The organism is Mucilaginibacter sp. L196, from assembly GCF_009765905.1.
In the GTDB taxonomy this organism is placed as follows: domain Bacteria; phylum Bacteroidota; class Bacteroidia; order Sphingobacteriales; family Sphingobacteriaceae; genus Mucilaginibacter.
Map to the genome: position 1 here is coordinate 187,410 of NZ_LMUO01000015.1, position 12,039 is coordinate 199,448.

Consider the following 12,039-nt stretch of genomic DNA (forward strand, 5'->3'; position numbering starts at 1 on the left):
CAACCATAGGCCATGAACTCAAAATATGATCGAAATTTTTACAGACGGAGCATCAAGTGGTAACCCGGGACCGGGTGGATATGGGGTAATTTTACGCTCGGGCAAGTATTATAAAGAACTTGCTGAAGGTTTCCGTAAAACCACCAACAACCGCATGGAGCTGCTGGCTGTAATAAAAGGATTAGAAGCCATCAAATTGCCCAATCAGGATGTCATAATTTTTTCCGACTCCAAATATGTAATCGATTCCATCGAAAAAAGATGGGTATATGGCTGGGTGCAAAAAGGTTTTAAGGATAAAAAGAACAAAGACCTTTGGCTGCGTTACCTGGAAGTAAGCAAATTACACAACATCAAATTCACTTGGGTACGCGGGCATAACGGCCACCCGGAGAATGAGCGTTGCGATGAACTAGCGGTCGCTGCCGGAAAGCAAAAGCCTTTACTAATTGACTCTGTTTTTGAAATGGAGAATGCTAAGGCGGGGTTGTTGTAAATTTTAAAGCACCTTGTCATTCTGAGTGCAACGAAGAATCTTCTTCGATAAACATGGCGGCTTTGCACATTCCAGAAGATTCTTCACTTCGTTCAGAATGACAGTTAGGACGAACCTACTTTGCTAATTCAATCACCTGCAAATCCTGTATTTTATCACCATCGATACTAAAACGCATTAGGGTGCGCACTTTTTGCCAACCTTGTTTACCTGCCGCGCCGGGGTTTAGATGCAGGCAGCTGATCTTTTTATCATAGATCACTTTTAGAATATGCGAGTGCCCGGTGATAAATAACTGCGGCGGATTAGTATAAATTTCTGGCTTAACTGCAGGATTGTACCTATCTGGATAGCCGCCAATGTGCGTCATCCACACATCTACCTGTTCGCATTTAAAGCGGAAGTTTAACGGATAGATTTGCCTGATGTCCTGACCATCTATATTGCCGTATACACCTTTTAGTGGTTTGAATGCAGCGAGTTGATCCGCCAGTTCGATGTTACCGAAATCGCCGGCATGCCATATTTCGTCGACGTTTTCAAAATGTTTGAATACGGCATCGTCGAGGTAGCTGTGGGTATCGGAGATGAGGCCTATTTTGGTCATACTAGAAGATAGTGAAAAAATCCTTTAATGCAGCAATATACATTTCGCTATACACTTTTGGTTCTTTATAAATCACAAACTTTGAATCATTTAGTTTGATATTATTTGTTCCCAATACTAATATTTCACGGTGTGGAATATCTTCTTCAAAAGAATGAATTGTGATTTTCCGCTGCAAAAACAGTCCATCAGATGCAGCTAATTCTTTCACTAATTCTGCTGTCGATATTGGCAATATCAACCAACACAAGCCACTTTCGGTTAGATGTTTAGTTATACCTGTTATCAAACCTTCAAAAAAATCTTTATCTGTATGTTTAGCTACCTTTTTATTGGCTTTTGGCGATTCAAGCGAGTTAATATGGAACGGCGGGTTAGATACAATTAAATCATATTTCCTTTCAGGATGTTCCTCAAAATATTTTTCAAAATCCTGATGAAATAACTTTAACCGATCAGCAAATGGCGAGTTTTTAAAATTCTTAGTCGCTGTTAGCGAGGCGGACTCATCAATTTCAACCGCATCTATTTTAGATGATGAAAATCTTTGGGCAAGCATTAGTGCAATTACTCCTGTGCCGGTGCCTATGTCTAATATATTTTGAGGACTTTTAGCTTCAGCCAATGCACCAAGCAATACGCCATCGGTATTAATCTTCATGGCGCAGCCTGTTTGGTCGACTGCGAATTGTTTGAATTGGAAAATGCCAGCCATAATTATAGCTCAACAAATTCAATCGGCAATCCATCCGGGTCAGCAAAGAAAGTATAGCGCTTGTCTGTAAATTCGTCTATACGGATAGGTTCGACAGCTATTCCATATTCTTTAATATGGAATACGGCTTCTTCAATATCATCAACCTCAAAAGCTAAATGTCGCAGACCAGCTGCTTCGGGCCTTGACGGCCTTGCGGGTGGGTCGGGGAATGAAAAAAGCTCGATCTGGTATTGTCCTGCAATTTCCAGATCGAGCTTGTATGAATCTCTTTGTTCGCGGTAAACTTCGCGGACTATTTTTAAACCGAGTATTTCTGTATAAAAATGTTTCGACTTATGGTAGTCGGTACAAATTATAGCGATGTGGTGTACCCGGTTTAGTTTTAGCATTATTCGCCTAAAATTTCGTGTAATACGTTATCGTAAACCATTTTCAGGTCGGTAATATGGCCGAATGGTTCTTCATCTATATTCAGGAAACCAGCGTTAACCGTACCTAGCAAGCTAAATTCAACTTCGCTAGTGGCCATCATTTCAATAAAGCGTTCCTGATCGTCAGGCGCGATACTTACTACTACCCTGCCCTGTGCTTCGCCGAATAAAAATGCATCCTTACGGATAGCGCTATCGGTCTCCACATCAAAACCTAATTTGTTTGGCAATGCAGATTCAACCAAAGCAACATATAAACCACCATCAGCCACATCATGTGCCGATTGGATTACTTTATGTTTGATGAGTTGTTTAATCACCTGGTGCATAGCATATTCCTTATCCAGATCAAAATATGGTGCCGGGGCAGCCAATATTTTATGCCATGAAGCTAAGTATTGTGATGAAGCGATATCGTTAACAGATTCACCGATCAGGTAAACTAAATCACCCGGTTGTTTAAAATCCGAGGTCATTAAATTCGATATATCATCCATTACCCCTAACATACCAATAGTTGGTGTAGGGAAAACAGAACCGCCATCGGCAGATTGGTTGTAGAAACTCACGTTACCACCAGTAACCGGAGTTTCAAATTTGAGACAAGCAGCGCTCATGCCTTGTATGGCACTTACAAATTGCCAGTAAACTTCAGGATTGTATGGGTTACCAAAGTTCAAGCAGTTAGTTATCGCAACGGGCTCACCACCGGCGCAGGTAATGTTACGTGCGGCTTCGGCTACCGCTATTTCGCAACCTTTCTTAGGATCGGCGTAAACGTAGCGGGAGTTACAATCAGTCGTAATAACGATTGCTTTATCAGTACCCATAACTGCTACCACAGCAGCATCGCTTGGGCGATTGGTGGTCATGGTTGACACACCTACCATTGAATCATACTGATCAGTTACCCAACGTTTTGAAGCAATGTTTGGATGTGATATTAAATGCTCGGCAACCGCTACTAAATCAGCAGGCTCCTTTACATCTTCTATTTTAAATTCCTGGTTCTTTTTAAAGTAAGCAGGTTCTTTGTATTCACGCTCATAAACCGGTGCACCTCCACCTAAAACTAAATCGTCAGCAGGTACATCAGCCACTAATTGGCCTTTAACATAATATTGCAGGCGTTGGGTGTCGGTAACCTCGCCAATAATGGCGCAGTTTAAATCCCATTTATCAAAAACAGCTTCTACTTCTGCTTCGCGGCCTTTGTGTACCACGATCAACATACGTTCCTGTGATTCAGAAAGCAGGATCTCGAAAGGTTTCATGTTTTCCTGGCGGGTTGGTACCTTATCTAAATCGATACGCATACCATGCTCGCCTTTGGCCGACATTTCGGAGTTTGAGCAGATGATACCAGCAGCGCCCATATCCTGCATACCTACAACCGCGCCTGTTTTAATTACTTCAAGTGTTGCTTCCAGCAATAGTTTTTCCTGGAATGGATCACCTACCTGTACAGCAGGCAGATCATTTACCGAATCTTCGGTTATATCTTTAGATGCGAAAGCCGCACCATGTATACCATCTTTACCGGTTGCTGAACCTACAATGTAAACCGGGTTACCCACACCATATGATGTTGCAGAAACAGTTTCGCCTGCTTTAACTATACCTGCCGAAAAAGCGTTTACTAAAGGATTAACATTATAGCACTCGTCAAAAAACAACTCGCCGCCTACAGTTGGGATACCAAAAGCATTGCCGTAATGACTGATACCTTTAACTACGCCTTTAACCAACCATTTGGTACGGTCCAATGCAAGATCGCCAAAACGCAATGAGTTTAATTGCGCAATTGGCCTTGCGCCCATGGTAAATATATCGCGGTTTATACCGCCTACACCTGTTGCTGCACCTTGATAAGGTTCTAACGCTGATGGGTGGTTATGTGATTCTATTTTAAAAGCACAGCCAATGCCATCGCCTAAATCAACAAGTCCGGCATTTTCTTCGCCTGCTTTAGCCAGCATACGTGGGCCGTCTTTAGGTAAGGTTTTTAGCCAGGTGATTGAGTTTTTATATGAGCAATGCTCGCTCCACATTACCGAGAAGATGGAAAGTTCGGTAAAATTGGGAACTCGGCCCATTATTTCAATTATACGATCGTATTCTTCGGGTAACAGGCCTAAATCTTTGGCGGTTTCAACGGTGGTTAATTCCAGGTGCTCCAATGTATTTTTATTTATTTGAAAGGATGCGCAAAGGTAGGGAAAAAGGCGGAAAAGGGAAAGAAAAGGTGAGGTAAAAGGTAAAAGGCGAAAGGTGAAAGGTTATTAAAAAATAAATAAGATAAAAAAGGTGAAAGAACCTGGTAAAACCTTTCGTCTTTTACCTTTATCCTTTCACCTTATATAATTGTCCCGGTGCTATTATTCGTCTGTTAGTTGGAAATTGATGGGGATAGTATATTGCACCCTTACCGGATGACCATTTTGAATGCCCGGTTTCCAGGCAGGTGCCAGTTTTAAAACGCGCAGGGCTTCTTCATCTAATCCGTAGCCAACCCCTCTTTCAACTTTAAAATTTGATAGCCTCCCATCTGCTTCGATGATAAAACTCACCCAAACTTTACCTTGAATATGTTGATCGATGGCCATATCGGGGTAACGCAGGTTTTTACTTAGAAATTTCGACCATGCAGATGCTCCACCGTATGGAACAGGCATCACCTCAAGAGATTTAAAATCTGTTACCGTTGCGTTTTCTACCCCAGGGACCGCAGGGCCTGTAGCAGGTCCGGCATTGGTTGCAGGTGCATTTGCAGAGCCTTTCATATCGATAGGGCCAATTGCACCGCTTTCCAGATCCTTATTTTTTGGAGGATCTATTGCCTTATGGTCTTCAACCACAACTAGCGGCGCCGATTGATGCATAGTGGTTGGCGTTGATATTACAGGCGCCACTGATGCTTTAATATGATTTAAAGGTTTGGGCGGAATAACTACCGGCGGTTTAATATATGTTGAAAGATGCACAGGCGTGTTTTTAAAAACTTCAACGGCTTTGGTTACCGCTGGCTTAATTAAAAACCCCAAAATTAACACGGCAGAAATAACACTTATAAAAGCAATTAGCATCGCCTTTACCATTGTCCGCCCGTTGTGTTGCCTTAATTCATAGGCGCCGTATTGTTTGTTACGGTTGTCGAATACAAGTTCGAGCCACTCAGACTTGTACAAATCAAATTTTGAGATAAGCATGGTTTGTGAAATTAAATTTTAAATAAAACGCTTTTTACCTACTACATATTTTACCATATGCATTAAATCCATCCTGGTTTAACACTTTTTAACATAGGATGATTTTATTAAGTTAATTCCATAAAAAAAGCCACATATTTTTTATGCAGCTTTGTTAAAAGTATGTTAAACTACTTATTACCAATCTTTTGTTGTAATAACTTTTTTCTTATCGCTCTTAATTGGCGCTGCCGAAACCATCAGCATATACTGTTTTAACTTGTCGCCAAATTGCTTGCTATAATTACTTATTTGAATAGAGTAATTATTTAATTGCCCTTTCTCTAATTTAGCTGCGCCGTTTTCTAAAGGAATATCAATACCCGGCTGCGGTACCGAATTACCATAACGATCGACATAATAAGGTGTAAAAACAAAATCTGTTAACCAGTACCTATACTTTTGATCCTTATATTCAATATTAAAGAAATATCTCACTTCGCCATCAATATGTTTGGCAGCGCTAATTCCGGTAAGCATCAATAATTTCCCTGTACCGGTAATGCTTTCAGTGGCTTCACTTTTATTTACCTTATTCTTGGGGTAATTTATCTTTAAAAAATATGCTGTTCTATTTTGAAAAGTATCCGCCGTTAATCCAGGCTGCTGTACAACCTGGTAATAAATATATTTATTGTGCTCATCAATTGATAACAGATCCTTTTGGGCCATTGCTGATTTAACTGCCAGCAAGCATAACAAAGCAATAAATAGTTTTTTCATGTCATAAAGATAAAAAGCCGCTCCGAATATCCGGGCGGCTTTTTCATTAAAAATATAACGAGGTCACGTTAAAATGCGTAAACAGCAGCTAATACAAATTGTGAAGCCGAGGTTGTAGGTGCTAAACTGCTATTGGTAAATGCAGAATATTCTTGTTTGTTAACTTTATCAAGCCTTACTTCAGGAATGAAAGTTAACGGACCAGCTTTAATGTTAGCAGTTAAGGTAGATCCGATTACTGAACCACCCGGAAGCGGGCCTGCAAGAACATAGGTTGATCCAGCATCTACGGTTTTAGCTTTGAAATATTCTTCTCTCAAACCAAGTGTTACTACTTTTGATACAGCTAGCTGCGGATATAATGCTACACCGCTGAAACCACCACCATAATGAGACGGAGAGAACGTAGCAGCATTTAAGCCTAATTTAAATGCAGTAGTTATTTGGTAAGCTGTGGTTAAATCAAGTTCAGTACCTGAGGTTGGGCCAGTTGCAACGTTTAAGTAAGCAGTCCAGTTTTTAACCGGTGTGATGGTTAACTGGACGCCAAATGTAGATACATCATGTTCTGATGTGTAAGCATTCCACTCATCATTAAATATACCTGCCATTAAGCTTACTTTATCGCTAAATGCATAAGTTAGTTTAAAGCCTGCATTTTGGAACGGGCCGTTAGTGAACAGGTAAGAAGTTGAATAGTTAAAGTTTCCTGTTGGAGAAATTACCTCATAACCAATAAATGTTGACATATAACCTGCTGTTGCACTCAATTTAGAGGTAAGGTTGTATGATACATATAAGTTTTGGATATGATAACCTGAAGTTGGGACAGACTGGTCGTTACGCGGGCCAAATGATAATTCGCCTACAAATGATGCATTGCCAACGGTTTTCTTTAAGCCCAAATCAATCATACCTATTGATATAGAGTTATTATCAGATGCAAAGCTGGTTGGAATATTATTACCATGGCCTGATAAATCATCTTTATAATAAGTATCAACAGATCCGTAAAGCACTAAAGGCGCATCGGCAGTGGTTTTAACCGTGTCCTGGGCTTTTGAGGCATAACTAAAGGCAGAAGCAGCAAGTAATAAAAGTAAAAATTTCTTTTTCATTTTTGGGGATAGTTAATAGGGTTAATATAAGTTGAAGGTTGATTTTTTGAATAGATAGTACATGGTTGTAGTTGATGGTGTTTTGCTGTACCAAACAAATGCCATAATTTTAAAATCCTTATCAAATAGCTCATTTTTAATCATTTATAATAAACAGGTTGAAATTTATAAAACAATAAGAAGCCTATCTTACCAAAATGGCAAGGTGTATGATAATTTTTTTAATAAGCTAAGAGGGCTGTAAGAACCCTGCGCGATTAACGCGCAGGGTATATAATAATGTGTTATGCAGATACAGTGGATTTTTCGAACAATCCGTTTATGCTGATCTCATCATCTTGTGCTGGGTAAACTTCCACACCGTGATCAAATATATCAAGGCCGCTTAATTCACCATGTTCTTCAACACGTAGTTTCCAAGGATGTGGTAATTTATTAATAACGTACATCATAACATAAGTTATAACAAACACCGCGATTGCTATTGTAAATGTACCTATAGCCTGCGCTTTAAGGACACTTGCATCGCCACCGTAAAACAAACCTTTTACAAGGTTAGGAGCAGTAGTATCAGCACCTGTTGGGCCGGTAACACCGTATTCGCCGGTTGCAAATAAACCTAGAGATAATGTACCCCAGATACCAGCTAAGCCGTGAACCGAAACTGCACCAACTGGATCGTCAATACGTAACCACTCTAACAAATACATACCGCCAAACACTACGAAACCTGCAATACCACCTAATAATAAGGCACCAAGCGGGCTAACCCAATAACAAGGGCAAGTGATAGCAACAAGGCCTGCTAAAGTGCCGTTCAAGGTGAAACCCAAATCGAATTTACCTTTAGTAGTACCCCACCATAAGCCAGCAAACATGGCAGTCATACCGCCACCGCAAGCTGCAAGTGTAGTATTAGTAGCAATACGGCCTATACCTTGAGCATCCATTGCTGAAAGTGAGCTTCCAGGGTTGAAACCGTACCAGCCAAACCACAGTATAAATGTACCTACAGCAGCCATAAGCATATTGTGCCCTGCTGGCATACCGCCTTTTTCTTTATCATCTCGTGCGAATATCCTGCCCAAGCGTGGGCCTAAGACTATAGCTCCTGCCAGCGAAGCAACCCCGCCAATAGTGTGTACTACGGTAGAACCTGCAAAATCGCGGAAACCTTGACCTAAAGCAGCGTAGAAATGTCCGGCTGAGCCCATTAAAGCTAACCATCCATCAGGACCCCAAGCCCAGTGACCGATAATTGGGTAGATAAAGCCTGTGATACCAATAGAGTAAAGAATATCTCCACGGAAACTGGTACGGCCAATCATCGCGCCTGAAACAATTGTTGAGCAAGTATCAGCAAAAGCATACTGGAATATCCAATGCGCAATTACAGGGATACCTGTACCTGAATAGGTTGCAGGGGTATTTTGTAAAAAGAACCATGATCCGTCAGCTTTCAATGAAGGATCTCCATGCCAGCCGATGAAGCCATTGCCCCAACCAAACATAAACGCGTAGCCAATAGCGTAAAATAAAATACCGCAAAGACAGGTGTCGAACATACACTCCATCAAAACGTTAACAGTTTCGCGTTTGCGGGCAAAACCAGCCTCAAGCATAACGAAACCAGCCTGCATACCAAATACAAGGAATGCTGCTACTAATGTCCATGCTGTGTTGATTGAATTCATCATTGATGTTTCCAGATCGGTAGGTTTTGGAGGTGCAGCGGCTGCGGCATGTGCTGTAGTACCAAGCAAGCCGGGCAATGTTACCATTGCAACCAAAACTGCCAGTAATCCCAACATTTTCCCTGTAAAAATGGTCGCACCCAGCGCCCATTTCTCCCGCGTCAGCTGCCTGAGCGAGCTGAGTAAGTTGTGCTTTGTAGAATTTACTTTCATCGTTTGTTTGTTTAATTTAGTTTGATTTGATTGTTTTTAGTTTAATTATATAAAAATGTAAGTGGGTTGCATTTTTTCATAAATATCAGAGTCTATTTTTGCGTTAATTTTATCAAAAGTATTAGTTAAACCATTCTTTCTTTAAAACTTTCATAAAACTATGCATGAAATTTAACAAAAACAAATTTTAACAGCAAAAAAATTGTTAAAATTTAAATATTTATCAATATTTTAAAAAACATGGTAATTTAAAGGTCGATTTTAAAAAGTTTTTATCTGTTAACAAAAAGTAATTATAAAATTAACAATCAAAATTCACTTAAAGTCAGCTTTTTTGGTAAACAGTGTCGTTTTTTTAATAAATTTATTAATTATCAGTGCATTTTAAGACAAAACAAGGACCACAAAACTTAAAATAGCATAAAAAACTGTTATAAATTTATAAAAAATTGAAAAATTGTATTTTTATCGAAAAAAAACGACGCTATTTAATTTAGATTAAAACACTCTATAAAATTTAAATGATAATTCTATTTTTGATGTAAACCGAATAATTTAAAAACCCTTACATGTCTAACATCCGATTTCAAGCGCTCAGGACCGTACAGAGCAGGACGATACCTGAAGTAAAAATACCTTTTCAAAAAATCTCAGATTTTTTTGGTGCCAATGTTTTCGATAAAAAGAAAATGAAGGAGTATCTTTCAACGGATGCTTACCAGGGAATTATCAATTCAATAGAAAAAGGCGAGCCCATCCCCCGGGATATGGCTGAGCAAGTAGCATCGGCTATGAAATCATGGGCATTAGGCAAGGGTGCTACACATTATACACACTGGTTTCAACCGCTTACCGGCACTACGGCCGAGAAGCATGACGCTTTTTTTGAACCATCAGAAGATGGTACCGGGATTGAAAAGTTTTCGGGCGATGCTTTGGCGCAACAAGAGCCGGATGCATCCAGCTTTCCAAGCGGAGGCATACGCAATACTTTTGAAGCACGTGGCTATACTGCCTGGGACCCATCGTCCCCGGCATTTATAATGGCGCGTACCTTATGTATACCAACTGTGTTTGTATCCTATACAGGTGAAGCGCTTGATTATAAGGTACCATTGCTAAAGGCATTAAGTGTTTTAGATAAAGCGGCTATTGATGTTTGCCATTATTTTGATAAAAGCATCGAAAAAGTAAATGCATCATTAGGTATTGAGCAGGAGTATTTTTTGGTTGATATAGCCTTATATAATGCACGCCCCGATCTGCATTTAACCGGCCGTACATTATTCGGGCATATGTCGGCTAAAAATCAGCAGTTGGAGGATCATTATTTTGGATCGATACCTGAGCGGGTGTATGCCTTTATGCAGGATATGGAAACCGAAGCCTTATTATTAGGTATCCCGCTTAAAACACGCCATAACGAGGTTGCGCCATCGCAGTTTGAATGCGCGCCTATATATGAGGAGATAAATTTAGCTATTGACCACAACCAACTATTAATGGATTTGATGGACAGGGTAGCTAAACGCCATAACTTTAAAGTACTACTACACGAGAAACCATATGCGGGCATCAACGGCTCGGGCAAGCATAATAACTGGTCGTTGATTACCAATACCGGTAAAAACTTGTTATCGCCGGGTAAAACGCCTAAAAACAACCTGATGTTCCTTACTTTCTTTGTAAACACCATCAGGGCTGTATATGAGCACGCGGATTTGCTAAGGGCATCCATCGCATCGGTTAATAATGACCATCGTTTAGGGGCGAGCGAAGCGCCACCAGCTATCATGTCGATATTTTTAGGCAGCCAACTGAGCGAAGTATTGGACGAGATAGAAACATCAAGGATCAGCAAAATAATTAAGGACGATGCTTTATTATGGCAGGGCATCCCTAAAATACCACAGATATTAAAGGATAATACTGATAGGAACCGTACATCGCCATTCGCATTTACGGGGAATAAGTTTGAGTTCCGCGCGGTGGGTTCATCGGCTAATTCGGCAGCACCTATGACCACGCTTAACCTTATCGTGGCCGATCAGCTTAAAAAGTTTAAGGTTGACGTTGATAAACTACTAAAGAAAGGCGAGAAAAAAGATGTGGCGATATTAACTATCATCAAACGCTACATTAAAGAATCAAAGAAGATTCGCTTTGAGGGCAATGGTTATAGCGACGATTGGGAAAAGCTTGCTGAAGAGAGAGGTTTATCAAACTTCAAAACTACGCCTAAAGCGCTTGATGTAATGATCTCGGAAAAATCAGAGATATTATTTAAAGAAACTGGTTTATTCACTTCCCGCGAAGCGCATGCCCGCCATGAAATTTTATTGGAAAGCTTCTACAAAAAATTACAGATAGAGGCCCGTGTGATGGGTGAGCTTGCCAACAATGTTATTTTACCGGCCGCCCTATCCTACCAAACCAAATTGATTGAAAATGTTAAGGGATTAAAAGAACTTGGCTTATCGGCAGAGTTATACAAAACCCAGCTGGATATTATCACCAGAATATCGGAACATATTAACGCTATCCGCACTGATGTAGACGCCATGGTGCAGGAACGTAAAAAAGCCAATAACATTGAGAATTTACGTAATAAGGCTATTGCTTATGATGAAAAGGTAAAAACCTATTTCGCGCCGATACGCTACCATGTAGATAAGCTGGAACAATTTGTTGATGACTCGGTATGGCCGCTGCCTAAGTTTAGGGAGTTGCTGTTTATATAAGTTGTCTGAACCGGGATTAAACGGATTTTTTGGATTCTCAGGATATTGAT

General features: G+C 40.3%; 11 protein-coding genes. 2 read left to right on the forward strand and 9 right to left on the reverse strand.

Annotation, left to right across the window (positions count from 1 at the left end):
* Positions 1 to 25 precede the first annotated feature (25 nt).
* Positions 26 to 496 carry a ribonuclease HI gene (gene rnhA, locus GSQ74_RS11840; protein ID WP_158993490.1) on the forward strand — a complete coding sequence of 157 codons (471 nt, stop codon included), beginning with the start codon at positions 26 to 28 and terminating at the stop codon, positions 494 to 496.
* Between the two features lie 115 nt (positions 497 to 611).
* Here rnhA and GSQ74_RS11845 read toward each other — a convergent pair whose 3' ends face one another.
* From GSQ74_RS11845 to GSQ74_RS11880, 9 genes are all read right to left on the reverse strand, one after another.
* On the reverse strand, positions 612 to 1,103 hold the full coding sequence (locus GSQ74_RS11845) for a metallophosphoesterase (RefSeq protein WP_158993492.1): 492 nt from the start codon (positions 1,101 to 1,103) through the stop codon (positions 612 to 614).
* A 1-nt stretch (position 1,104) separates the two neighbouring features.
* On the reverse strand, positions 1,105 to 1,818 hold the full coding sequence (locus tag GSQ74_RS11850) for a tRNA1(Val) (adenine(37)-N6)-methyltransferase (RefSeq protein ID WP_158993494.1): 714 nt from the start codon (positions 1,816 to 1,818) through the stop codon (positions 1,105 to 1,107).
* A 2-nt stretch (positions 1,819 to 1,820) separates the two neighbouring features.
* Positions 1,821 to 2,210 (reverse strand): VOC family protein, encoded by a 390-nt coding sequence (locus GSQ74_RS11855; protein WP_158993496.1) that lies wholly within the window; start codon positions 2,208 to 2,210, stop codon positions 1,821 to 1,823.
* Complete coding sequence (gene purL / locus GSQ74_RS11860; protein WP_158993498.1) at positions 2,210 to 4,432, reverse strand: phosphoribosylformylglycinamidine synthase subunit PurL; 2,223 nt, start codon at positions 4,430 to 4,432, stop codon at positions 2,210 to 2,212. Before purL ends, GSQ74_RS11855 begins: the two co-directional genes overlap by 1 nt.
* Positions 4,433 to 4,630: 198 nt before the next feature.
* Positions 4,631 to 5,461: an energy transducer TonB gene (locus tag GSQ74_RS11865; protein WP_158993500.1), complete on the reverse strand. Its 831-nt coding sequence runs from the start codon at positions 5,459 to 5,461 to the stop codon at positions 4,631 to 4,633.
* A gap of 177 nt (positions 5,462 to 5,638) precedes the next feature.
* On the reverse strand, positions 5,639 to 6,223 hold the full coding sequence (locus GSQ74_RS11870) for a DUF4468 domain-containing protein (RefSeq protein WP_158993502.1): 585 nt from the start codon (positions 6,221 to 6,223) through the stop codon (positions 5,639 to 5,641).
* 68 nt (positions 6,224 to 6,291) lie between these two features.
* Positions 6,292 to 7,341, reverse strand: a complete 1,050-nt coding sequence (locus GSQ74_RS11875) for a porin (protein ID WP_158993504.1) — start codon at positions 7,339 to 7,341, stop codon at positions 6,292 to 6,294.
* A 21-nt stretch (positions 7,342 to 7,362) separates the two neighbouring features.
* Positions 7,363 to 7,485 (reverse strand): hypothetical protein, encoded by a 123-nt coding sequence (locus GSQ74_RS22885; RefSeq protein ID WP_256366296.1) that lies wholly within the window; start codon positions 7,483 to 7,485, stop codon positions 7,363 to 7,365.
* A 140-nt stretch (positions 7,486 to 7,625) separates the two neighbouring features.
* On the reverse strand, positions 7,626 to 9,248 hold the full coding sequence (locus GSQ74_RS11880; protein ID WP_158993506.1) for an ammonium transporter: 1,623 nt from the start codon (positions 9,246 to 9,248) through the stop codon (positions 7,626 to 7,628).
* A gap of 569 nt (positions 9,249 to 9,817) precedes the next feature.
* On the opposite strand from GSQ74_RS11880, the gene GSQ74_RS11885 reads away from it, so the two are divergent.
* Complete coding sequence (locus tag GSQ74_RS11885) at positions 9,818 to 11,989, forward strand: glutamine synthetase III (protein ID WP_158993508.1); 2,172 nt, start codon at positions 9,818 to 9,820, stop codon at positions 11,987 to 11,989.
* Positions 11,990 to 12,039 lie beyond the last annotated feature (50 nt).